General features: G+C 54.0%; 25 protein-coding genes and 2 tRNA genes. 15 read left to right on the plus strand and 12 right to left on the minus strand.

The window, feature by feature from the left end; genetic code table 11:
• Positions 1 to 159 precede the first annotated feature (159 nt).
• Complete coding sequence (locus FFI90_RS15095; RefSeq protein WP_144779045.1) at positions 160 to 1,575, plus strand: hypothetical protein; 1,416 nt, start codon at positions 160 to 162, stop codon at positions 1,573 to 1,575.
• Positions 1,576 to 1,641: 66 nt separating this feature from the next.
• Here the strand turns inward: FFI90_RS15095 and FFI90_RS15100 are convergent.
• Positions 1,642 to 1,728, minus strand: a tRNA-Leu gene (locus FFI90_RS15100).
• Positions 1,729 to 1,981: 253 nt separating this feature from the next.
• Between FFI90_RS15100 and rnr the strand changes: the two genes are divergently transcribed.
• The 8 genes from rnr to alr all read left to right on the plus strand — a co-directional run bounded on the left by rnr (position 1,982) and on the right by alr (position 10,229).
• The gene (gene rnr, locus FFI90_RS15105; protein WP_144779047.1) at positions 1,982 to 4,504 is read left to right on the plus strand and encodes a ribonuclease R; all 2,523 of its coding nucleotides are present in this window, start codon (positions 1,982 to 1,984) and stop codon (positions 4,502 to 4,504) included.
• A gap of 15 nt (positions 4,505 to 4,519) precedes the next feature.
• Positions 4,520 to 5,257: a 23S rRNA (guanosine(2251)-2'-O)-methyltransferase RlmB gene (rlmB, locus tag FFI90_RS15110; protein WP_144779049.1), complete on the plus strand. Its 738-nt coding sequence runs from the start codon at positions 4,520 to 4,522 to the stop codon at positions 5,255 to 5,257.
• A gap of 230 nt (positions 5,258 to 5,487) precedes the next feature.
• Positions 5,488 to 5,928: a 30S ribosomal protein S6 gene (gene rpsF / locus FFI90_RS15115; protein ID WP_144779051.1), complete on the plus strand. Its 441-nt coding sequence runs from the start codon at positions 5,488 to 5,490 to the stop codon at positions 5,926 to 5,928.
• A 25-nt stretch (positions 5,929 to 5,953) separates the two neighbouring features.
• Positions 5,954 to 6,184 carry a 30S ribosomal protein S18 gene (gene rpsR, locus FFI90_RS15120; protein WP_071264330.1) on the plus strand — a complete coding sequence of 77 codons (231 nt, stop codon included), beginning with the start codon at positions 5,954 to 5,956 and terminating at the stop codon, positions 6,182 to 6,184.
• Between the two features lie 26 nt (positions 6,185 to 6,210).
• Entirely contained in the window at positions 6,211 to 7,077 is an 867-nt protein-coding gene (locus tag FFI90_RS15125) for a YybS family protein (protein WP_144779053.1), read from the plus strand.
• A 20-nt stretch (positions 7,078 to 7,097) separates the two neighbouring features.
• Positions 7,098 to 7,544: a 50S ribosomal protein L9 gene (gene rplI / locus FFI90_RS15130; protein ID WP_144779055.1), complete on the plus strand. Its 447-nt coding sequence runs from the start codon at positions 7,098 to 7,100 to the stop codon at positions 7,542 to 7,544.
• A gap of 202 nt (positions 7,545 to 7,746) precedes the next feature.
• A complete protein-coding gene (gene dnaB, locus FFI90_RS15135; protein ID WP_144779057.1) occupies positions 7,747 to 9,153 on the plus strand; it encodes a replicative DNA helicase in 1,407 nt (468 codons plus the stop codon).
• Positions 9,153 to 10,229, plus strand: coding sequence for an alanine racemase (alr, locus tag FFI90_RS15140; protein ID WP_144779059.1), 1,077 nt, complete (start codon positions 9,153 to 9,155; stop codon positions 10,227 to 10,229). Before dnaB ends, alr begins: the two co-directional genes overlap by 1 nt.
• 5 nt (positions 10,230 to 10,234) lie before the next feature.
• Here the strand turns inward: alr and FFI90_RS15145 are convergent, their stop codons facing one another.
• Complete coding sequence (locus FFI90_RS15145) at positions 10,235 to 10,591, minus strand: hypothetical protein (RefSeq protein WP_144779061.1); 357 nt, start codon at positions 10,589 to 10,591, stop codon at positions 10,235 to 10,237.
• 162 nt (positions 10,592 to 10,753) lie between these two features.
• Between FFI90_RS15145 and FFI90_RS15150 the strand changes: the two genes are divergently transcribed.
• Positions 10,754 to 11,632, plus strand: coding sequence for a sugar nucleotide-binding protein (locus FFI90_RS15150; RefSeq protein WP_144779063.1), 879 nt, complete (start codon positions 10,754 to 10,756; stop codon positions 11,630 to 11,632).
• A gap of 26 nt (positions 11,633 to 11,658) precedes the next feature.
• On the opposite strand, the gene fnr is transcribed toward FFI90_RS15150, so the two are convergent.
• From fnr to ylqF, 3 genes are all read right to left on the minus strand, one after another.
• The gene (fnr, locus tag FFI90_RS15155) at positions 11,659 to 12,414 is read right to left on the minus strand and encodes a fumarate/nitrate reduction transcriptional regulator Fnr (RefSeq protein ID WP_144779065.1); all 756 of its coding nucleotides are present in this window, start codon (positions 12,412 to 12,414) and stop codon (positions 11,659 to 11,661) included.
• Between the two features lie 142 nt (positions 12,415 to 12,556).
• Positions 12,557 to 13,771, minus strand: coding sequence for a beta-ketoacyl-ACP synthase I (gene fabB, locus FFI90_RS15160; protein ID WP_144779067.1), 1,215 nt, complete (start codon positions 13,769 to 13,771; stop codon positions 12,557 to 12,559).
• An 11-nt stretch (positions 13,772 to 13,782) separates the two neighbouring features.
• On the minus strand, positions 13,783 to 14,718 hold the full coding sequence (gene ylqF / locus FFI90_RS15165) for a ribosome biogenesis GTPase YlqF (RefSeq protein WP_144779069.1): 936 nt from the start codon (positions 14,716 to 14,718) through the stop codon (positions 13,783 to 13,785).
• A gap of 207 nt (positions 14,719 to 14,925) precedes the next feature.
• Here ylqF and FFI90_RS15170 point away from each other — a divergent pair, with 207 nt between their 5' ends.
• Positions 14,926 to 15,366, plus strand: a complete 441-nt coding sequence (locus FFI90_RS15170) for a Spy/CpxP family protein refolding chaperone (RefSeq protein WP_144779070.1) — start codon at positions 14,926 to 14,928, stop codon at positions 15,364 to 15,366.
• Between the two features lie 38 nt (positions 15,367 to 15,404).
• Here the strand turns inward: FFI90_RS15170 and FFI90_RS15175 are convergent, their stop codons facing one another.
• From FFI90_RS15175 to FFI90_RS15195, 5 genes are all read right to left on the minus strand, one after another.
• Positions 15,405 to 16,625 carry a methyl-accepting chemotaxis protein gene (locus tag FFI90_RS15175; protein ID WP_144779072.1) on the minus strand — a complete coding sequence of 407 codons (1,221 nt, stop codon included), beginning with the start codon at positions 16,623 to 16,625 and terminating at the stop codon, positions 15,405 to 15,407.
• Positions 16,626 to 16,631: 6 nt separating this feature from the next.
• Positions 16,632 to 17,675 carry a lipoyl synthase gene (gene lipA, locus FFI90_RS15180; RefSeq protein ID WP_144779074.1) on the minus strand — a complete coding sequence of 348 codons (1,044 nt, stop codon included), beginning with the start codon at positions 17,673 to 17,675 and terminating at the stop codon, positions 16,632 to 16,634.
• 149 nt (positions 17,676 to 17,824) lie between these two features.
• Complete coding sequence (locus tag FFI90_RS15185; protein WP_144779076.1) at positions 17,825 to 19,102, minus strand: O-acetylhomoserine aminocarboxypropyltransferase/cysteine synthase family protein; 1,278 nt, start codon at positions 19,100 to 19,102, stop codon at positions 17,825 to 17,827.
• 132 nt (positions 19,103 to 19,234) lie between these two features.
• Complete coding sequence (locus tag FFI90_RS15190; RefSeq protein ID WP_144779077.1) at positions 19,235 to 19,669, minus strand: PACE efflux transporter; 435 nt, start codon at positions 19,667 to 19,669, stop codon at positions 19,235 to 19,237.
• A 90-nt stretch (positions 19,670 to 19,759) separates the two neighbouring features.
• Positions 19,760 to 19,836, minus strand: a tRNA-Met gene (locus tag FFI90_RS15195).
• Between the two features lie 185 nt (positions 19,837 to 20,021).
• Between FFI90_RS15195 and FFI90_RS15200 the strand changes: the two genes are divergently transcribed.
• Positions 20,022 to 20,297, plus strand: a complete 276-nt coding sequence (locus tag FFI90_RS15200; RefSeq protein ID WP_144779079.1) for a YrhK family protein — start codon at positions 20,022 to 20,024, stop codon at positions 20,295 to 20,297.
• On the opposite strand, the gene FFI90_RS20530 is transcribed toward FFI90_RS15200, so the two are convergent.
• On the minus strand, positions 20,294 to 20,545 hold the full coding sequence (locus tag FFI90_RS20530) for a phage integrase N-terminal SAM-like domain-containing protein (protein WP_144779081.1): 252 nt from the start codon (positions 20,543 to 20,545) through the stop codon (positions 20,294 to 20,296). The two genes, FFI90_RS15200 and FFI90_RS20530, sit on opposite strands and share 4 nt — an antisense overlap.
• 178 nt (positions 20,546 to 20,723) lie before the next feature.
• Between FFI90_RS20530 and FFI90_RS15210 the strand changes: the two genes are divergently transcribed.
• Positions 20,724 to 21,413: a YciC family protein gene (locus FFI90_RS15210; RefSeq protein WP_186318003.1), complete on the plus strand. Its 690-nt coding sequence runs from the start codon at positions 20,724 to 20,726 to the stop codon at positions 21,411 to 21,413.
• A 119-nt stretch (positions 21,414 to 21,532) separates the two neighbouring features.
• On the opposite strand, the gene FFI90_RS15215 is transcribed toward FFI90_RS15210, so the two are convergent.
• Positions 21,533 to 22,192 (minus strand): TetR/AcrR family transcriptional regulator, encoded by a 660-nt coding sequence (locus tag FFI90_RS15215; protein WP_144779085.1) that lies wholly within the window; start codon positions 22,190 to 22,192, stop codon positions 21,533 to 21,535.
• Between the two features lie 55 nt (positions 22,193 to 22,247).
• Between FFI90_RS15215 and FFI90_RS15220 the strand changes: the two genes are divergently transcribed.
• Together FFI90_RS15220 and FFI90_RS15225 are read left to right on the plus strand one after the other, a co-directional pair.
• On the plus strand, positions 22,248 to 22,685 hold the full coding sequence (locus FFI90_RS15220; protein ID WP_144779087.1) for an MAPEG family protein: 438 nt from the start codon (positions 22,248 to 22,250) through the stop codon (positions 22,683 to 22,685).
• A 30-nt stretch (positions 22,686 to 22,715) separates the two neighbouring features.
• Positions 22,716 to 23,114 (plus strand): hypothetical protein, encoded by a 399-nt coding sequence (locus tag FFI90_RS15225; RefSeq protein WP_144779089.1) that lies wholly within the window; start codon positions 22,716 to 22,718, stop codon positions 23,112 to 23,114.
• Positions 23,115 to 23,191 lie beyond the last annotated feature (77 nt).

Raw genomic sequence — 23,191 nt, forward strand, 5'->3', positions numbered from 1 at the left:
CGGACCATCAGTTGAACGTTCAGGTCATCTGAAATTCTAGCGGGAATATACCGACTACGCCGTGAGCACGAGTGGGACGTTTTTGACAAGATAGTCAGAATTTATGGTAAATCAGTAAAACCGGTTCCTCGCGCATTTATCCTTTCTGCCGCGCCCGGCGTGCGTAATATTACGCCCCTGACGACCTTGGCTCGCTATCGTCGTCTTGCGGCCCTGGGGCCCTTGCTGGACTCTACAGACGCATCGCTGTCCGGTCTGGCCGGCATCAATCTGCTGAGGGACTATGTTCTCGCCGAGGACGATCGCGCTCATGCCTATGCACGGGCCATGGCGCGTTTTATGGCGAGCCAGTTCCCGGATACATACAACGATGAATTGGCCAAGCCCGGCAGTGACGGCACTGAGCGTTATCTCAGTCGCCAGGCGGCTTTCCTTCTTGGTATCTCCCTGGTGCAGAACGCCGGTGACGTGATTGTCGCCGTTGATTCGGCGGTTCAGGGCAGCTATGCAAACCTGGACGTTGATCTGATCGACTTACCCGAGGTTGCGGTGGAGTTGAGTGACCCGCTACTGCTGACAAGCCAGCGAGTTTATGCCCAGCCCGGACGCTCGGATACGCTTCCAGCCAACCGTTCGGACTTGCTGATTTCAGCAGAGCTGATGTTTGACTACAGCGAGGATGGGCGCGTGCAATCCATCAGTTCCGAAGGCTGCCTGGCGCCCTCCATGCAAGAGCTTGCCCGGCTGTTCGGTGTTAATGGTTATATGGCAAAGCTCAGTACCCAGTGGTTGCCATCGGCGTCGCTATCCCCTCAGAGCAGAATTGCGTATTCAAATCCGGGTATTGATGAGCGGCTGGTGTTCGACTGGGCAGCCGGCACAGCCACCTTCGAAACCGGCACAACGTGCCATCTGCTGGAGGGCATTCAGCCGGGCTCGACAGAGTTGGGTGGAAATCCGGAGATAACTTACAGCTGGAGTTTCAGCAATGGAAAACTGTCAGAGGTGGTCGCCCGGATTCCCCGGCAGTCCGGCACTATTGTTCGGACATTGGTGCCGGAGTTGTCCAACGCGCCAGCCGGGTTTTTTGGGTACCGGATGATGGAAGAAGGAGTTGAGCAGGAGTCACTGATTTATAGCGGTGGGCTTCAGAATTGTACAGTTGAGGACGATGTTGATGCGCAGATTACGGCGCAGGTAGTGACCGCATATCAGAGCTATGCGTTCTCCGGGTATGAGCCTCAGCCAGCTGGTTTTAACGGCCTGGTGTTGGAGTTTGATACACGAGGCGAACTCAACCGGCCGCTGAGATACGGTTTTCTGTCACCAGAAATGGCCGGGCTGGATACCGTCGATGCCGAGCCTGGATTCGAATGGGCGCTGTATTATCCTGCCGGAAACAGCAGTATGCCTGCGGGTGAGGCCCTGAACCTGATCCAGGCGGCCTATCTCAAGAGCTATGGCGGAAGCCGCAACTGTGGTCGCGAGTTTGAGGGGGTGCCGTCTGGCGTTTATGCAAGAGTAGACTATATCTACGAGAATCTGTCGGAATACCTTGTCGGGCTGCTGGAATGATCAGCGGCTACGAAGGATCAGACAATAACAGGGAGTTGGAGTAATCGCATTTCTCAGGGAGAGAAATGGTGCCGAGGAGAGGACTTGAACCTCCACGCCCTTGCGAGCACTAGCACCTGAAGCTAGCGTGTCTACCAATTTCACCACCTCGGCAGGTGATTTGCAGATTTACCGTTAGTTTGTTGAAAACTAGGCGTTTCTGCCAAAGATGAAGGTATGCTTCATCAGATGGCGCGTACTTTAATAATTCCGACTGTAGCTGTCAAACGTTTTTTCAGTAATTGGACGGCAGGTATTTGTGCCTATAAAGGGTGGGTTGTTAGGCAGTCGATCCGTACCAACGTATACTACATTGCAAACGAATATGAACAGCGCCGTTGTGGCGCCGCATTTAGCAAGGATTTTAATGGTTTCCAGGAATAAAAAACACAAAGACCCCCACGCGGGCCGTGAGGCTCAAAACTATGAAAACCCGATTCAAAGCCGGGAATTCATTCTCGCGCACCTGAAAGAACGTGGGGCGCCGGCAACGCACGAGACATTGTGTTCCGAGCTTGGCCAGACCACTCCGGAAGGTATCGAAGCACTCAGGCGGCGCCTGATTGCCATGTGCCGGGATGGTCAGCTTATTTGTAACCGTCGCGACGCGTTCCTTCCGATTGAGGAAGCCGATCTGGTCAGCGGTCGAGTTATTGGTCACAGAGATGGCTTCGGCTTTCTGGTGCCGGATGATGGTGGGTCTGATCTGTTTCTTACCGCACGCCAGATGCGCATGGTGTTTCACGGTGACAGGGTTGCCGCACGGGTAGACAAGGTTGATGATCGTGGTCGGCGTGAAGGCGTTATCGTTGATGTTATAGAACATCGCACGCACCAGACCGTCGGGCGCTTTTTTAATGAAAGCGGTATCGCCTACGTGGTACCCGAGAATGCCAGGATCAACCACGAAGTGCTGGTGCCGGAAGAGCATATTGGTGAGGCTTATCACGGTCAGTACGTTGTTGTGGATATTTTGCGCCAGCCCACAATGCGCAGCAAGCCCACCGGCAAGATCGCAGAGATTCTGGGGGAACATATGGCCCCGGGTATGGAAATTGATGTGGCTATCCGTTCTTACGACATTCCCCATAGCTGGCCAACGGAAGTAGGCGCTCAGGCAGCGGCTATTCCAGGGGAAGTGGAAGAGAAAGACAAAGCCAATCGTGTGGATATCCGCAATATGCGGCTGGTGACCATCGATGGCGAGACCGCACGGGATTTCGACGACGCCATATATTGTGAGCCGAGGGGCCGTGGTGCCTATCGTCTGGTCGTAGCAATAGCCGATGTATCCCATTACGTACGCACCGGCTCGCCTCTCGATGAAGAAGCCCTGCGCCGGGGCAACTCGGTGTACTTTCCGGACCACGTGGTGCCCATGCTTCCGGAGAAGCTGTCCAATGGCCTGTGTTCCCTGAACCCTGACGTTGATCGCCTGTGCATGGTGGCAGATATGACCATCAGCGCTGCTGGGAATATCAGTGGGTACACTTTCTACCAGGCGGTTATGCGCAGCCATGCGCGGCTAACCTATAACAAAGTCAGCGACATGCTGGAGCGGCCAGATTCAGAACCGGGTTATCGGTTGTCTGCCCAGTACGCAGATGTGCTTCCGCATCTGCATAACCTGTACGATCTTTACAAGCTGCTGCGTAAAGCGCGAACGGAACGTGGGGCTATCGATTTTGAAACCACGGAAACCCAAATTGTTTTCGATGCGGAACGTAAAATCGAAGAAATTGTGCCGGTACATCGCAACGATGCCCACAAGATTGTGGAAGAGAGCATGCTGTGCGCCAACGTGGCCGCGGCGCGTTTCCTGAAGAAGCACAAGATGCCGGCACTTTATCGTGTGCATGATGGCCCCTCGGAAGAGCGGCTCAACTCGGTGCGTTTGTTCCTGGGTGAACTTGGTCTGCAGTTGGGTGGCGGAGACAAGCCAACTTCGGCCGATTATCAGGCGCTGCTATCCCAGATAACAGACAGGCCGGACGCCAATGTGATCCAGACGGTTATGTTGCGTTCGCTGAGCCAGGCGGTCTACAGCCCGGAAGAGAGTGGCCACTTTGGCCTTGGCTTCCCGAGTTACGCCCACTTTACCTCGCCGATTCGCCGATACCCGGATCTGGTTGTGCACCGGGCTATCAAGTCCCGGATTCATAACCCCGAGGTTACGAAGGATGTCGTGTCACCCCGCGTCTTTGATCCGGAGTTAGTCGAATACCCTTACGACTATGCCCGTATGGAGCAGCTGGGTGAGCATGTGTCGATGACCGAGCGGCGCGCTGATGATGCCACTCGCGATGTTATGGCGTGGCTCAAGTGCGAGTTTCTCAGTGATCATGTCGGAGAAGAGTTTGACGGGGTTATAGCCGCCGTTGTGCCGTTCGGGTTTTTTGTCGAGCTGTCTGGTGTGTATATCGAAGGCCTGGTGCATGTTTCCACACTCAGCGGTGATTACTTCCACCACGATGCGGCTAAGCATCGCCTGATTGGCGAGCGCACAGCGGTTAGCTTCCGCCTGGGTGACGAGCTGCGCGTCCGAGTGACGCGGGTTGGTATGGAAGACCGCAAGATTGATTTGGAGCTGGTTAGTGAGCCAAGGCGTCGGCAAGCAGATCGGGATGCTCTGGATGTAGCCAAGCGGGATACCCGAAACAAGGATGGCAAGCGAGCTGATAAGGGTCGCAGCCGAGGCAGAACGCCTGCGGGCAGCAAATCTGGCAAGGGCGGAAAGTCTGGAAAGCCTGCAAAGGCAAAAAAACCGGCCAGTGCAAAGGCCCAGTTGGTGGCGGATGCCGCCCAAGAGGCCAACCAGAAGCCGAAAAAAGGCTCTCGCAAGCCAGCCGGTGTCAGCAAGCCTCGGAAGCCACGCAAAACAGATAAATAACAGGAAACCTAACCAGTGTCCGAAGAATTTGTATTTGGCTGGCACGCGGTTGAGGCTGTCCTCAAGCGCGAGCCGGGAAGGTTGCAGAGGGTCTGGATTCAGACTGGCCGGCAGGACAAGCGAGTAAAAACCATCACCGATGCCCTGGATGAGTTGGGGGTTAAGTGGGGGGTTGTGCATCGTAAGGAGCTGGATGAGCGGGTTGGCGGAGTTCACCAAGGCGTTGTTGCGGCGGTCAGTGAAAGCCGCGAATGGACGGAAGACGATCTTCTGACTCAACTTGCGGCAAGTGATAAATCCCCTTTTTTGCTTGTGCTGGATGGCGTAACCGATCCTCACAATCTGGGAGCGTGCATGCGTACCTGCGATGCAGTCGGTATTCAGGCTGTTATCGTGCCGAAAGACAAATCAGCTTCGCTGACAGCGGTAGCGCGGAAAGTTGCCTGCGGTGCGGCGGAGACTGTTCCTTTTGTTCGCGTAACCAATCTGGCGCGGTTTCTTCGCACCCTGAAGGATCAGGGTGTGTGGTTGATCGGTGCTGCTGGTGAAGCCGAGGCTACGTTGTATCAGGCAGACTTCAAGGGCCCGGTTGCGTTGGTTATGGGTGCGGAGGGCGCGGGCATGCGCCGGCTCACGCGGGAGCACTGCGATCAGCTCATCAATATTCCCATGCTGGGGCATGTAGACAGCCTCAACGTTTCTGTGGCGACCGGTGTCTGTTTGTATGAGGCATTGCGCCAGCGCCTTGGTTAACTCTTGCACGGACGGTCGTGTCCGCCTAGAATACGTCACCCCTTTTCCAAGGGGGAGGTTTTGTATTGCTTTTAATCAGGCATGCTTAGTCTCGCTTTTGATCGGGCCTTTCTTGTAACGCCTTATTGATAAAGCAAAAAACCGGCGGCTCAGGCTGCCACCTCCTTGCTTTCTTGCTTCCCGGCCAGTCCGCGAATTAAGGAAAGCTGTTCAATCCGTAGGGAGAACTCATGCGTCACTACGAAATCGTGTTTATGGTACACCCGGATCAAAGCGAGCAAGTGCCCGCGATGATCGAGCGTTATACCAGCGTCATCACTGAAGATGGCGGCAAGGTACATCGCCTGGAAGATTGGGGCCGTCGTCATATGGCTTACCCGATCAACAAGATTCACAAAGCTCACTATGTGCTGATGAACGTAGAATGTTCACAGGCAGCGATGGACGAGCTGACTCACAACTTCCGGTTCAACGATGCCATCATCCGCGACTTGATTCTGCGTCGCGATGAAGCCGTTGCTGATATCTCTCCGATGAAAGCCGCTGAGTCCCGTGAGGACCGTCGTTCCGGCGGAGATGATCGCCCACGTCGTTCAGCTGAATCTGATGACCGTCAAGACGACAGTCAAGATGACAGTCAGAAAGCTGAAACCCAGGACGAAGAAGAGTAATTAACCGGAGTTGAGGAGTTACGTTATGGCTCGTTTTTTCAGACGTCGCAAGTTCTGCCGTTTCACGGCGGAAGGTGTTAAAGAGATCGATTACAAGGATCTGGACACCCTGAAAGGCTACATCACTGAAACCGGCAAAATCGTGCCCAGCCGTATCACTGGCACCAAAGCACGTTATCAGCGTCAGCTGGCAACCGCTATCAAGCGGGCCCGCTTTCTGGCACTGCTGCCGTACTCGGACAGCCACGATAACTAAGTAACAGATAGACAGGACTTGGGACCATGCGTGCACTGGCACAATTTGTAATGCGCGGTCCCCTTCAGGCCAGCGGAGTAGCAGCAGTAACAACTGCGGTACCCTTGCTGTTCTGGATTGGCGCAGCGGTTGTCGGCCTGGTTATTCTCAGGCTTGGCATCAGTCAGGGGCTTACTATTGGACTCTGGGCATTACTTCCAGCGCTTGGCTGGGGTGTGTTTGGAGGTGATCCGACAGCCTTGGCGGTTTTGCTGCAAGTGATGCTGATGGCGTCATTGCTCAGAACAACGCTGTCCTGGGAAAGAGCCCTTTTAGGAGGGAGCTTTCTGGCGATCGTTATGGGGCTTACGTTGCCCATGATGTATCCCGGTTTGCTGGACGAACTCGTTCGCGCCGGGGTCAGTTTTTACGAACAGTACAATGCTGAGGTGGCTCGTACGCTCGGGAGTGATCTTGAGACGGTTATACGGGACACCATGAACGCCAGTATGGCGGGCAGTTATCTGGCAGTAGGCTTGGGCATGACAATGCTGGCCAGATCATGGCAGGCGGGATTGTATAATCCCGGCGGTTTCCGTTCGGAATTCCATGGTCTGAAGTTGTCTCCCGCTGTTGCTGCGGTCTTTGCCGCCACCATGGTTGTAGGTCCGTTTCTCGGGCTGAACTCCATGTTACTGATATGGGTAGCCGGAACGCCGATGTTTTTGGCGGGTCTTGCACTGATTCATGGCATTGTCGGACGTAAGAACCTGAGTGGCCAGTGGCTTGCAATGTTCTATGTTGCGCTGGTTCTTCTGGGCCCAAGTCTGATGATTCTGTTAGTAGTTCTGGCATTTGTGGATAGCTGGCTGGATATCCGGGGGCGAATAAAGCCTGCCGGGCCGGCTGAATAAAGCACGAAGAGGTTAACGAGATGGAAGTTATTCTGCTCGAGAAAGTTGCAAACCTTGGCACCCTGGGTGACAAGGTAAAAGTTAAATCCGGTTACGGCCGTAATTACCTGCTTCCGTACGGTAAGGCTGCGCCTGCCACTGAAGCAAACCTGAAGGCGTTTGAAGAGCGTCGTGCTGAGCTTGAGAAAGCTGCAGCCGGCAAGCTGGCAACGGCTCAGGCGCGCGCTGAGGCTCTGGAAGGTGCATCCTTCACAGTTACCTCTAAAGCGGGCGACGAAGGCAAGCTGTTCGGCTCCATTGGTGTTCGCGATATTGCAGACGTGATCACTGCTGCGGGTACCGACGTTGAGAAGAGCGAAGTTCGTCTTCCGGAAGGCCCGCTGCGGACGACCGGTGAGTACGAAATCGAACTTCAGCTGCACTCAGACGTTGAAGTGACTGTTAAGCTGGCGGTTGTTGCCGAGTAAGTTTCTTACCCTGTAACACGCTGGTGGCTTGCCGTGAGCTCTTTGGAGTTCATTGCCAGCCAAACCGACAGGCCCGAACCGTTTATACGGCTTTCGGGCCTGTTGCTTTCTGGTATGCTGTCAGCATCCAGTAACCCCCTCCCATCGCTACGACATTCCACATACACTGTCGTGGTGACGATGCTTAACTGAAGATATGTTCATGGCCAAGCCTAATCTGAAGCCCGCTAGTACTGATCCAGAGACCAGCCGAATCAAGGTGCCCCCTCATTCCGTTGAAGCGGAGCAGGCAGTGCTGGGTGGCCTGATGCTGGACAACCGGCGGTTTGATGAAATTACCGAGATAATCTCCGCAGCGGACTTCTATCGCCAGGATCACAGGCTGATTTTTGGTGCGGTAGAGCGCCTTGCCAGCGAGAACGAACCGTTGGACGTGGTCACCCTGGCAGAGTTTCTGGAGCGGGCCGGTGATATTGAGGATGCCGGAGGGTTGTCTTATCTTGCTGAGCTGGCAGAGAAAACGCCGGGCGCTGCCAATATTCGTGCCTACGCCGAGATTGTTCGCGAGCGCTCGATCCTCAGGCAGCTTGTGGAGGTTTCCGGGAAAATATCAGACTCTGCGTTTAATCCCCTGGGCCGCAACAGTAATGAGATTCTGGATGAAGCTGAGCGAAACGTATTCCAGATCGCTGAATCCAGGGTTAAAGAAGGTTCCGGTCCGCAGTCCATCAACCCGATTCTGACCAAAACACTGAGTCGCATCGAGGAGCTGTTCGAATCTGGTGAGCAGACAACGGGGCTTACCACCGGGTTCAGAGATCTGGATGAACAGACGTCGGGTATGCAGCCGGCCGATCTCATCATCGTGGCGGGTCGACCCTCGATGGGTAAGACCACATTCGCCATGAACATTGTCGAGAATGCACTGATCAGCACGGGCACTCCGGTTCTGGTATTCAGTATGGAGATGCCGGCAGATGCGCTGGCCATGCGTATGCTTTCGTCTCTTGGCCGTATTGATCAAAGCAAAGTACGCGGCGGCAAGCTTGAGGAAGATGACTGGCCCAGACTGACTTCTGCCGTCAGCCTGCTTAAAGACAAGCCGCTGTATATTGATGACACGCCCGGCCTCAGTCCTACTGAGCTGCGCTCCCGGGCGCGACGAATTGCGCGTGAGAACGACGGTAAAATTGGCCTGATCATGGTGGACTACCTGCAGTTGATGCGGGTGCCAGGCAACACCGAAGGCCGGACGGCGGAGATCTCCGAAATTTCCCGGTCTTTGAAGGGCATTGCGAAAGAACTCAGTTGCCCTGTTGTAGCGCTTTCGCAGCTAAACCGGAGCCTTGAGCAACGTCCGAACAAACGTCCGATCAATTCCGATCTGCGGGAATCCGGTGCGATTGAGCAGGATGCCGACGTAATCATGTTTGTGTACCGTGATGAGGTATACAACGAGGATACGCCAGATAAGGGCATTGCCGAGATTATCATCGGTAAGCAGCGTAATGGTCCCATTGGGACGATTCGTCTGGCGTTTATCGGCAAATACACTAAGTTTGAAGATCTCGCCCACGGTGACTACAACGACTATGGTGGTGAATACTGATGCCGCGCAGCACAACTGCCCACATTGATCTGGATGCTCTGCGCACCAACTATCGCAAAGCTTGCGAGCGTGCGGGCAATGCCAGGGTTATGGCTGTTGTGAAGGCTGATGGCTATGGCCATGGTATTGCCCGTATTGCATCCGCCCTGGCGGATATAGCGCCCAAATACGCCGTTGCCTGCATTGAAGAAGCTTTTGCTATTCGTGCTGCAGGCCATCCTCAGCCGGTGGTATTGCTTCAGGGTGTACATGCTGCGGATGATCTGGCGGATTGCGTAAAAAATCAGTTCGAACCGGTGTTGCATGGTGGGCACCAGTTGCAGTGGCTGGGACAGGGTAACCACCTGCCAGACTTCTGGCTGAAGGTTAACACCGGTATGAACCGCCTGGGCTTTCGGTCTGATGACCTCCCGTCTGTTATGGCCAGGCTTGAGAAAATGAACGCTTTTCCCTGGCTTCAGGGCTTTGTCAGCCACTTTGCCTGCGCCGACGATGCCGGGAGCACAATGACCTCGGCCCAGACTGCCACCTTTGAGGCGGCAACCTCTCCCTGGCCCTCGCTGATGAAAAGCGTGGGCAATTCTGCGGCTCATTTTATTCCCGGCCAACCACTGTTTGACTGGAGTCGCCCGGGTATCATGCTTTACGGCGGTTCACCTATAGTCGGCAAGACAGGCCCCGAGCTGGGCCTTGAGCCTGTGATGACCCTTGAGGCGCCTTTGATAACCACCCGAACTGTCAGGGCCGGTGAGAGCGTCGGTTATGGGGCGGCCTGGGTGGCAGAGCGCGACACCCGTATGGGTATGGTGGCTATCGGATACGGAGACGGCTATCCCCGCCATGCTGGCACCGACACACCGGCCGCCATTGGTGGTCGCCGTATCCGGCTGATTGGCCGGGTGTCCATGGATATGCTGGCGGTGGATCTGAGCAATGCGCCGGAGGCCCGGGAAGGCGATATGGTTGAACTCTGGGGGCGCACCGTTGGGGTGGATGAAGTGGCCAGCTGTGCTGGCACCATTTCTTATGAGTTGCTGACAGGTATCACCAGCAGGGTTCCTCGCATCTGCGGATAGTGTGCTCAGGCATCTTCAGGCTGATGAATGATTTCCTCGATGAAATCGAGAATAGAGGCCAGACTGCGGTCATCGAGTTTTTTAAGCACTTTGTGGACGACCATTTTGCTGCCTTTGAGCATGCTGCTGATGCCCACCCTGGCCATGCCCAGCATCATGTTGCTGGCCCTAAGGCGCCGAAGTGGCTCCAGGAAAAAGAAATCCAGGCCTGCGTCGGTCAATTCCACGATCAGATTGTAGAGTTTGTCGACTGCCTCTTTGTCGGCTTTGCCGCGCTCACGCAGCTCCTCCACAGTATAAAGGGCGCGAGTGCGTAGCTCGTCGGGAATAGGTGCAACAATGTGGCTGTGTTGTTTCAGCATGGCGATCCCTGTTGTTGTATGCTTCTGAAAATGTATACAAAGGTGCTGCTGTTGCCGGCATCTTGAGGTGCAATCATTTTACAAAGCCGTCGCGGGAAGCCATTGGCCGGCAGGATGCCCATGACGTGTCATATCAGTAATATCCGGAGGCATTGAACCCTAGTGCATGTACTTGTCGTTCACGATTATGGCCCCTTGGGAAAAGTCCTGCTTGAGCGTCTCAGAGAGACATCTTTGCATGTCAGCCCCTTGCTGGTCAGTAACCCTGCCAGCGCCAATCTCAGCGCGCTGGAAAGCTGGATCCCGGAAGACACCGATCTGATCGTCAATGCACTATGGCTGGCAGACCCGGAAGCCGCTGAGCTGGACCCTGAAGGTACACACAGAGCCGCGTTTTCCTTGCCGGTGGCCATTGCGGAGTATGCCCGCGACAGGGGGGTTGCGTTGTTCCAGCTGTCGTCGTGCTATGTGTTTGACGGACGTAAACAGAGTGGCTATATCGCCTCCAATCCCGGCCAGCCGGTAAATGAGTTGGGCAACTGGCAATGGGAGTGCGAGCAGGCATTGCGCACGCTTTTGCCCCGGCACATTATTTTACGCACCGGCTGGAGCCTGAGCCGCTTTATTCGGAAGGTTCAGGCCAGCACCGCATCAACTGACGCGTTGGCCTTGCCTGGGCGGTGTGTGGGCCAGCCTGTATCTGTGAGGGATCTTGCGCGGGTCATGACCGCCGTTATACAGCAGTTGGATTGTGGGGCCGAAGTGTGGGGGACATTCCAGTATGCCGGCGCGGAGGAAATCAGTCTGTATGAGCTGGGCCTGGCGATTGCCGGCTTACCGGGAATACCGGAAAGCCTTCATGTGGTAGATAACACGCCGGCATGGGGCGCTTTGGAACCGCCAAATACCACGCTCATCTGCACAAAAATCCGCAATACGTTTGGCATCAAGCAGTTTCCCTGGCGCTCCGGGCTGGTTGATGAGTTGGCAATACTGAGAAGCGAGGCTAAGCAGGTAGAGGCCCGAACGCCGACCGCATAGCGGCAGGCGGTTTCAGAAAACCCAATCTATTGCTGGCAGCCCTGGCGGGAAAATTCCCGGGTTACCAGTTGCAGTGCTTCAACATCCAACAGTTCTACTTCCCGGCCTCGTGCACGGATGATGCCCTGATTCTGGAAACGGGTAAAAACACGGCTGACGGTTTCAACAGCGAGTCCCAGGAAGTTGGCTATGTCATTTCTTGCCATGGGCAGGCTAAAGTTTGTGGGCGACATGCGCCGGCGCTGGAAACGACTGGACAGTGACAGAAGCAGCGATGCAATGCGCTCCTCGGCGGTGTTTTTGCTCAACAGCATCGCGAGTTGATGACTGTTCTGGATTTCCTGGCTCATCAGGCGGTACATGTGGTGCTGCAGGTCGGGAAGCTTGCCTGTGAGTTCCTCCAGCTTTTCAACCGGAAACTCGCACACGCTGGTGCGCTCCAGAGCCTTGGCTGTGCAGGCATACGCTTCGCTGCTCATGCTGTCCAGGCCGACAATCTCACCAGGCATAAAGAAGCCTGTGACCTGCTCTTCACCGCTTTCGGTAATGATGGATGTCTTGATTGACCCGCTCTTCACAGCAAAGCACGAACGAAACTGTGTGCTCTGATCAAAAATGTGCTCGCCGCGATTGTAGATGCGACCCTGTTGAACGATGTCTTCCAGGCGGTCCAGATCGTTATCCTGAACAGCGAGTGGCAGGCAAAGATTGCTAAGGCTGCACTGGTGACAGGAAGCTTTCAGGGGAGAGGGTGCTTGGCGGAATCTGAGTGCTTGGGCCATTGCGGATAACCGTCCAAATTGATGCAAGTCAAATGGGTACTTTAATACGCGAGCGCGACTTTGCCAATGACCAAACTTAAGGAGATGTGCATATAGCAGAAAAAAGGCGGAGCCGCAGAACCGAACCCCGCCTCGATAGCCATCAGTCTGGCAGTCTCTCGAACACCAGAGAGGCGTTTGTCCCGCCAAAGCCGAAGCTGTTGGACATAACAGTATCAAGCTTTGCCTCGCGGCTCTGAGGGCCCACCAGTGGCATATTAGCAATGGCCTCATCTACCGAGGAGAGGTTGGCAGTGCCGGCAATAAAATCATGTTGCAGCATCAGCAGGGAATAGATGGCCTCATGAACGCCTGCAGCGCCGAGTGAATGCCCTGAAAGAGATTTGGTGGATGAAATGGCGGGAATATCCGAACCAAACGTTTTCTGCACGGCGCCCATCTCGGCGACGTCGCCTACCGGAGTACTGGTGCCGTGGGCGTTGATGTAATCAATTTTACCGCGAATGGTCGCCATTGCCTGCTTCATGCAGCGCTGGGCGCCTTCGCCAGAAGGCGCCACCATATCGTAACCATCTGAAGTAGCACCGTAGCCCGTGAGTTCTGCAATAATGGTGGCGCCACGCTTCTTGGCATGTTCCAGTTCTTCAAGCACCATCATGCCGCCGCCACCGGCGATCACAAAGCCATCCCGCCCGGAATCGAAGGGACGAGATGCGGTTTCAGGCGCATCGTTGTATTTGGTGGAAAGCGCGCCCATGGCATCAAACATCATGGTGAGGCTCCAGTCTTCTTCTTCACCACCACCGGCGAAAACAATGTCCTGCTTGCCGCTCTGGATCTGCTCCATGGCGTGACCAATACAGTGCGCACTGGTAGCGCAGGCAGAGGACATGGAGTAGTTCACACCACGGATCTTGTAGGCCGTCGCCAGGCAAGCTGAAACTGTACTGGTCATGATACGGGGCACCATGTAGGGGCCGATGCGCTTCACGCCTTTTGCCCGCATGATGTCGGTCGCTTCCACCTGGCTTGAACAGGAGGAGCCCCCTGAACCGGCAATCAGCCCCGTGCGATCGTTGGAGATCTGTTCTTCGCTCAGGCCCGCTTGGGCAATTGCCTGCTCCATGGCGAGGTAGCTATACATGGCAGAAGGGCCCATAAACCGTCGCATTTTACGGTCAATAACGGTGGTATCGACTGTCGGAGAACCAGAAACCAGGCTGCGAAACCCCATCTCTTTGTATGTTTCGTTGAAGCGGATACCTGAGGCCCCGTTCCTCAGGCTTGCATGAACCTCATCAAGAGAGTTTCCGAGGCACGAAATGATACCCATGCCGGTGACGACGACTCGTCTCATAATGTTCTCCTTCAGTGGCGGCGGCCAGAATGGATTGCTTTGGAAGCGGCCTTCTTCTCTCTGAGTTTAGACTCTTTTTCGGCGTCGGCCGCAGCGGCTTTAATAATTTCCCGTTCCACCATCTCGGGTGTCTCCAGAGAAATCCGCCCCAGAGTGCCGGCACGAAACTCATTGAGCAGTACTTCGGAGACCTTGTTCAGATCGGGTACGCCACCACGACCCAGGAAATGACGCTTGGCCGCGATACCATCCATTATGGCCAAGCCATCCACCGGCAGTTCATCAAAACCGTAACGCGCTTTTATCAATTCCGGATAGGCTTCCCGTAAATAATCGGCTTCAAACAGGGCGATATCTTCGAAATCCAGTACGGAGCTGCGAATGGCTCCGGTAATCGCCAGCCGGTAGCCGCAAGCTTCGGGTGAGAGCTTCGGCCACAGAAAGCCGGGGGTGTCGTAAAGAAGGATGTTGTCCGGCAGCTTGATGGTTTGCTGCGATTTGGTCACGGCCGGCTCATTGCCGGTTTTCGTGGCCGGGCGCCCGGCCAAGGTGTTGATCAGAGTGGACTTTCCGACGTTGGGTATTCCCAGAATCATAACCCGCAGGGCGCTTTTCTGACGATCGTGGTTGGGCGTCATTTCGCCGGCCAGCCGCAGGATATCCAGTGCCTCACCGCGTTGATTATGGGTGAGGGTGATGGTTCGAACGCCGCGTTCTTTCTCCAGCCATGTTTGCCACTTTGCAGTGATCTCAGGATCGGCCAGATCGCGCTTGTTAAGGACTCTGATCAGCGGTGTTTCCCCACGCAGTTCGGGCACCAGCGGGTTTTCGCTGCTGAAAGGAATACGTGCATCGAGTACCTCAATGATGAGATCCATCTGAGGCATGATCTTTTTGATCTCCTTGCGGGCTTTGTGCATGTGCCCTGGAAACCAGTTAATAGCCATCTTTTACGCTCCGGCGGTGTTTTAACCGCATCATTATGAAGGGGAATGACCAAACTTTCACATTTGTTTCAATGCACTCGTGTGGCGGGTTCCAGGAGAACATGGTGCACAACATGTACAAAAAGAAGGGGTACCGGGGTGAAAAACAGGCGCGGGATGTTTTAGGGTGTACCAAATCGCTCAACTAAATCGTTAACGGAGATTTCTATGAAACTCGCAAAACTGTTCGGTACCGCCCTTGTTGCATTGAGCCTGTCGGCCCCGGCATTGGCCCAGCAAGCAGCGGGTGGTCAGCCGGATCAGGTTGCCCAGCTCGCACAGATGGTCGGGTTGTCAGAGGATCAGCAAGAAGAGATTCGAGGCATTCTTGACGAAATGGAGGGTGAAATTGGAACACTGCGTGAAGAAGCGCGTGCCCTGCAACAGCAAATGCAGAGTGAAATCAAAGCGGATTACGATGAAGATTCCATCCGCGAGCACGGCGAAGATCTGGGTGATGTGACCGGCGAGATTGCGGCGCTTTCAACCCTTATGCAGGCCAAAGTAGACAGCGTGTTTACTCAGGAGCAGCGCGACGAGCTGGACAAGAAGATGCAGCAGATGCGCCAGCAAATGCAGCAGCAGCGTCAAATGCAGCAGGGGCAATAAGCTCTCTGCGGCTTTAACGGCTCTGTAAAGTGGCCGCCTCAGTCCACGGTGACTTTTGAGGCGGCTTCTTCCAGAGAGTCAATCAGGTGCTTCAGGCGCTGGCTCATGTCAGCACTCTCTCCCAACTGAACAACCATGCTCTGGGTGGCTTCACGAATGCCCTGCACGTTAGCAAGCACAGCATCTGTTCCTGCAGCCTGCTTCGCGGAGACGTTGGCAATTTCTTCGTTCGTCTGATCAATCTGGCCCACCACCGTGTTAATCGCTTCCAGCGCGTTGCGCCCCTCTTCCGATTCTTCCACGCAACGGCTTGCTTCAACTGAACTGCCGGTCATTTGCTGCACGGCGGCTTCCATGGTTTTAAGCAAGCGATCTATCGTGTCCTGAATCTGGCCGGTGGAGACTTGAGTTCTTTGTGCCAGGTTGCGAACTTCATCAGCCACTACGGCAAAGCCTCGCCCCTGTTCGCCGGCTCTTGCGGCTTCTATAGCTGCATTCAGCGCCAACAGGTTGGTCTGCTCGGCAATGCCCCGGATTTCGGTAATAGCCTGTCCGATTTCATGGCTGTTCTCCGCCAGGACCTCGACGCTGCTTGCAGAGTTGCGAACCGCTGTCGCCAGTGTGCGAATGCTGTCTGCACTGCGACCAACACGCTCGCTTCCTGACATCGCCGTTTCCCGGGCTTCATGAGAAAGCGTTTTGGCGATACCGGCTTGCTCGGCAATTCCGACAAAACTCTGCAGCATCTGCTCGATGACTTCTGTGGAGCGATCGGCGTTTGCTTGCTGCCGGTTCAGATCATCGCGTCGCGCATCCGCTGCGACCGTCAAAGTTTGAGCCTCGCTGTTCAGCCTCTCAATCGCTTGTTTCATGCTGCGCACGACACCAACGGTTCGGTCCTGCATGGCATTGAACGCCTGTGCCATTTCGCCGATTTCGTCGCTGGAATTTATATCTGCCCGCCGGCTCAGGTTGCCACTGCTTTGTACCTGAACCATGGTGTCTTTCAGGCGGTTGATATGCCGCTCAATAAAGGAAATCAATAACTGGGAGCCAGCCATTTCCACGGCCATGAGCAAGGCGACTACAAGAGCAAAGCCTGCTGCGGTATTGCGAAATACGCTGGGGAAGCTTTCCCCGGTGTGGCTGGCAATGGTGTGCATGGCGTAAAACGCCAGCAAGCCAAGAACGATAAGCACAAGGATATTCAGCAGCCAGAACTTGTACTTCAGCCGGGCGTTTCTCAGCAGCGTTAACATGGTGACTCAGTCCAGGGATTTTACGGGAATCTGCATGGCGTTTGAGGCGGCAGGCACCTCTGGCACCGCAAGCCCAAGGTTGTTCTTGTCGAATACTCTGTCGGCGCGATAACTCGAGCGAACCATCGGGCCCGAAGGCACCTCCATAAAGCCTTTCTCAAGACCGATCTCGCGATACCGGTTGAACGCTTCCGGTGTTACATACTGCTCTACCGGTAGATGATTGGGCGTGGGTCGGAGGTACTGGCCCAGCGTAAGGATGTCCACGCCAATGGCGCGCAGGTCGTCCATCGTGGCCAGAATTTCTTCTTCGGTCTCGCCCAAGCCCAGCATCAGGCTGGTTTTGGTGAGCACGTCGGGGCGGTACTGTTTGGCATGGGCCAGCACGCTGAGGGTTTTCTGGTATCCGGCACGAGGGTCACGTACGCGGCGCGTCAGCCTCTCCACGGTTTCCACGTTCTGCGCGAATACTTCAAGGCCCGAATCCAGCACCTTTTCTACATCAGACATCACTGCATCAAAGTCTGGCGTCAGTGCTTCCACCGCAACATCGGGTGTGCGCTTCTTGATCGCTGAGACGCAGGCGGCGTAATGGGCGGCGCCGCCATCATCCAGGTCGTCCCGGTCTACTGAGGTAAGCACAATGTAGCGCAGCCCCATGAGCTCCACGGATTTGGCTGTGTTTTCCGGCTCGTCTTTGTCCAGCCATCCATTGGGATTGCCAGTATCTACCGCGCAGAAACGGCAGGCGCGGGTGCATACCGAGCCCATCACCATGATAGTTGCGGTCCCTGCGGTCCAGCACTCACCGATGTTGGGACAATGAGATTCCTGGCACACGGTGCTCACCCGGTTTTCGGTGACGTTTTTGCGCACGGCTTCAAAGCGTTCACCACCTGGCATGCGTGCTCTCAGCCATTTGGGCTTGCGGTCAACCGGTACCGACTCGTGCTTTGCTGAGCGCTTCACGCCATCCTTGATGGCCGAAAAACCATGCTCGTTGCGGAATTTGGAACCACTGGTGACGCGGGGCTTTGCGCTTTCGCTCATTGCAACCGGACTCTCATTAAGGCTAAAGGGAACTTTAGAGAATAATCGGCTGACGGGGCAGTTACAAGGCAGGTAAGGGCAATCACGAGGTGCTGGAAGGGGGTCGAAAGGTACCGGGCACGACCTTCGTCGTACCCGGTTGAGGCTAATCAAGCCTGAGCTTTATCCAGCGCCTGGGTAATGTCGGCCAGTATGTCGTCTATGTGCTCAATGCCGATGGACAGGCGCACCAGGTCTTCACTTACGCCTGCGTTCTTGAGCTCCTCCGGGTTCAGCTGGCGATGCGTCGTGGTTGCAGGGTGACAGGCCAATGATTTGGCATCACCAATGTTCACCAGACGGTAGATCAGATCCAATGCATCAATAAACTTGGCGCCTGCTTCGCGCCCGCCCTTAATGCCGAAACTCACGATGCCAGAAGCTTTACCGCCGCAAATTTTCTCGCAAGTGGCTTTAAACGGACTGTTCGCCAGAGCTGCATAGTTTACCCACTCTACTGCAGGGTGATCCTGCAGGAAGTTGGCAACCTTTTCGGCGTTCTCGCAATGGCGCTCCATGCGCAGCCCCAGAGTTTCAAGGCCCTGCATGATCAGGAACGAGTTGAACGGCGAGAGGGCAGAGCCGGTGTTACGCAGCGGCACAACGCGGCAGCGACCAATAAACGCAGCAGCGCCCAGGGCTTCTGTGTAAACCACGCCGTGGTAGGACGGATCTGGCTCGTTCATCATCGGGAATTTCGCGCCGTTGGCTTTCCAGTCAAACTTGCCGGAATCCACGACGATGCCGGCTACGGTGGTACCGTGGCCGCCAATATACTTGGTGAGAGAGTGCACCACGATATCCGCGCCGTGCTCGAACGGGCGGCAGATGTAGGGCGTAGCTACAGTGTTGTCCACGATCAGCGGAATGCCATGCTTATGAGCAACTTCGGCCCAACGGGCAATATCCACTACATTGCCCGCCGGGTTGCCAATGGACTCGCAGAACAGAGCGCGGGTCTGGTCATCGATGGCTTTTTCGATCGCATCGAAATCGTCGTGGCGAACCATGCGGCATTCAATACCCTGGTTGGGCAATGAGTGGGCAAACAGGTTGTAGGTGCCGCCATACAGCTGGCTGGTGCTGACAATGTTATTGCCAACCCGGCAAATGGTTTGCAGTGCATAAGTAATGGCAGACATGCCAGAGGCAACTGCAAGCGAGCCCACGCCGCCTTCAAGGGCGGTCATGCGCTCTTCAAGCACCGAGTTGGTCGGGTTCATGATCCGGGTGTAAATGTTGCCCGCAACCTTCAGGTTGAACAGGTCTGCACCGTGCTGGGTGTCGTCAAACGTGTAGGACGTGGTCTGGTAGATCGGTGTAGTGGCCGCCTTGGTGGTCGGATCGCCTTTGAAACCGGCGTGAAGGGCGAGCGTCTCGAATTTCATAGTAACTTCCTTGCGAATGGACAATTGGCGTTATTGGGTTCGGACGTCAGTATGCCATATAGATTTGGCGGGGTTTATAACGGTATGCGATCAAGGCATGCCGGAAAATAATTTGGACTCGACAATAGCCAGCTACCGCCTTGACGGGGCGACGGAGTCCGAGTCCGGGAAGAGGGTGTCGTAGCACCAGGTGAACACAAAGGCGTACACGAGATAGAACAGCGCGAACGAAATATCCAACACGAGCGCCTTCAGCAACTCGATGTCCATCCACCAGGCAATAATCGGAAGGAAGGCCGTCAGCAGGCCTAGCTCAAAACTGAATGCGTGCAGCAAACGAAGTTTGAAGGATTTGCGTGTTGAGCCCGTCAACCGTTTTAGCGTGTGGTCAAAGCCCAGATTGAAGATGTAGTTCCACACAGTGGCCAAGGTTGCGCCAATGAGCCCGAGCACGCCGGTTTTTTCAAGAGAATAACCAAAGGCAAAGGCCGCAAGGGGAACGGAAATCAGCAGGCCAATAATTTCGAAGGAAACCGCTTGGCGGATTCTGTCGCCAGTCGTTCTCATGAGGTCTCTCCCCAGAGGCAGGGCGCAGAAGGTTTCGTTGCCCGGAAATAAAAAAAGGCCGCGACGTGAATCGCGGCCTTTCTCGAATAATGGTAGCAAGGGGCGGAGTTGAACCGCCGACCCCAGCATTATGAGTGCTGTGCTCTAACCAACTGAGCTACCTTGCCATCGCTTCACCAAAGGAAGCGGCGCGTATATTATGTACGGAGGGTCAAAGTGTCAAGAGCTGGCCGGTAAATCTGATCGAGGAACGCTTTCCGTATGTGTGCTATCTTCCTTTAAATTCTTTTGAAACATGGCGTTGAAGCGCTCTCCGGATTTCAGGCCGCCCCCTTGGGAAATAGGATTTACCATGGTTGAAGACCGCACAGACAGCCCCCTGACCTTAAAATTCGGGCATGAGGAACTGATCATTCGCCGCCGCTACGAGTTGATCAGCATCGTTAACGACTTCTTCATTGCTATCTGGTTTCTTCTGGGCAGCATCCTGTTCCTGTATCCGGAATACGAAAAAGCGGCCATCTGGATGTTCATTATTGGCAGTTTCCAGTTTCTGGTTCGCCCCACCATCCGGCTGATCAGCCACATCCACCTGCAGCGGATACCGTCGAGCAACTGGGAAAGCTAGAAACCGTCATCGACAGAGCTGCGGACACCGAACCCGCTTTTGCGAACAGCGTGGGTGTAAAATTCGGTGAAGCGCGTTCTGTTAGTTTGCCGTACCGCGAGGTGCGACAAAAATCGCTTCGCCTCCTTTGCCGAGCAGACAGAAGGATGTTGCATATCATGAAAACGGATGAAGCGTTTGACCCAGTGACAGTGGGCCTGTTTGGTTTTGCAGGACAGCCCATTGAGCTCGACTCGCCGTAATTGCATGGCGAGAAACGGAACAATTCGACAATTGTCGAAAAACTTCGTAATTTTCGGCTGGACAACTTACAACCTTGTGAAAAATATGGAATATTCAACGAGTAGCGATGGTAAATAGGCGTATATTGATAGATGTCATTTGTTGCTGAATTAGCGGTTATGTTCTCGGAAAATGGAGTTGAAATTGACCAAAACGTTTTTGCTTGATACCTGGTTATTTTTTAGATCTAATTTTAATTATATTATTCTGATAGTGTTTCCATTCACTATACCGTTAGAAATTTTTTCGTTCGTCTACTATGAATTTTTAGCCGAGGCTGAAGGTGGATTGGCACCATTTATCCCTGAGCTTTTCTATTTGTTTTTTTACCCGATCTTCAATGCAGCCTTAGTGTTTTTTGTGGCTTCCGTCATTAAGGGGCGATCTATAACTGCTACCCAAGCATGGGGGCTCGGTATAAAGTATTGGCCGTCGTATTTTGTATTGACGGTTATTTTGATTTTAGTGGTTGGTTTTGGGTTCGCAATTTTTATATTTCCAGGCCTGATTTTGGCTGCGCGGCTTGCCTTTTCTGAATTTGATCTATTAATAAAAAACGAAAGCGTTGGGCAAAGCCTGAAATCAAGCTGGAAATCAAGTAAAGAGTATTTTTGGGTTCTGCTGAATGGAGGGTTGGTAATAACTTTTGTTATTTATGCGCCTTATTTCCTGATCTTTTCTATTCTCAGCGAAATTGGCTTGTACTCAGAAATTTTGTATCTAATTCTTAGTATCATCGAGTCCGCGTTGATGGCTTTATATACGATATATGCCTTTAGGGTTTACGACTTTTCTAATCAACAACACAACAAACAACGAAAGGCGGATGCGTGATACGCGCCGCCTAGTTCTACGTTATAAACTACATTGCCGCCCGTGCTGGCGGCATTAAAGCCTCTGGTTGCCCGAGTACCATCAGCAAGGTTGGTCCAAAGATTCACATCTCACTCCATTCAACTGTCACGATGGTAAATACCGTCAATCAGTGACAACAGAATTGCTTTGTGTCGTGGAAGGTTCGTCACAGTATCTTTAGCAGCCACAAGGTTTCCATCAAGTCGCATGCTTATGTAGCCGTGAATCATTGACCATATCGCAATTGCATCTGTTTCGATGTCCACGCGGTGGTTTGCATGATCTTGTCGCAGCAATGAAAGCAGGGCGGAATAGACTCGCTCCATTTCCTTGGCTATAACTGGATCGTCCTGATCGATCAGCTGGCGTTGCCAGAGGAGCTGATAGCGATTGGGGGTGTCGAAGGCAAACTGGAAACAGGTTTCAGCGAAGGCCTGAATGGCCTGTTCTGGTTTATCTGATAAACCGGTTATCGCTTTTACGGTTAGATCAGCCAGGTTGGCAAAAACTACCGCAGCGATGGCGGTCAGCAGTGCTTGCTTTGTTGGGAAGTGATTGGCGGGGGCTGAATGGGCCACGCCGGTATTGCGTGCTACGGCGCGAATAGTGACGCCCTCAACTCCTTGAGTATCGAGCAGCGCTAATCCTTCTCGAAGCAGCTCTATCCTCAGATCGCCGTGCTTTTGCCCCGCGGTACGTTTCTGTTTCGTTTTCAAATTGACACCGTCCATATCACTCAATAAACTGACACTGTCCATTTTAACGCCTCAAGCTGGTTGTTCTACTAACTTCTAAACAATAAAGAGAAATCCAATGAACTCAAACCACATCATTTGGCCTGTGCTAGCGCAAGTTTTTCTGACCCTGATCATGCTCATTATGCTTGGAGCGAGAAAGGCCAAGGCAGTAAAGGCCGGTGAAGTAAATCGGAAACAGGCGGCATTGAACAATCGAGTATGGCCGGAAGATGTGGTCAAGGTCTCCAACAACATTGCCAACCAATTTGAAGTGCCGGTGTTGTTCTACGTGTTATGTTTGGTGCTCTACAGCATTAATGCCGCAGGCGTGGTCGCCTTGGTTTTGGCATGGCTTTTCGTGGTGAGCCGATTCGCTCACGCCTACGTGCATATTGGTTCCAATTATGTCCCAATGAGATTCCGGCTGTACCTTGTTGGGTGTTTGGTATTGATTGCAATGCTTATACTGGTAGCCTGGAAGCTCGCAACGCTCGGCCCATTGGCCTCTAACTGATGCAAGACGCTAGCTCCCTATGGAGATGAAATGTCTTTACAAGTGATCTCATCAGATGAACTCACACAGCGTTGCAGGCTGTCGGATGGCCGGCTAGTTGATATTGAAATTGATGACACAGGTCTGGAAATAACGGTTACCGCTGTTAATGGTCCGAAACTTGGTTCAGTCGAATTGCGAGCCACAAAGTCCGGCCACTACTATTTGATGTGGATGTACCTTGATCAGGATGGAGGCGCATTCAAAAGGTGCGGCATCGGGCGCCAAGCCCTGAAGTTTCATAATGAATCCTTCGGCAGCCTATTTACGGCCGCTCCAAATGATGGGCGGCAGCGAGACGATCGCAGCCACCTCACTGGCGATGCACGCGGTTTCATTCGGAAAATGAGGGATGAGGGCCTTGTTTTACCATCAGATCCTTACCTGTAGCCTGAGAGCCAAGAATTCACGGAATCTGCATCTGAACTGCAATTCGGTTCAGGTTCCCTTCACGCTGCTTGCTGCGG

This window comes from Marinobacter maritimus (assembly GCF_007671675.1).
Classification (GTDB): domain Bacteria; phylum Pseudomonadota; class Gammaproteobacteria; order Pseudomonadales; family Oleiphilaceae; genus Marinobacter; species Marinobacter maritimus.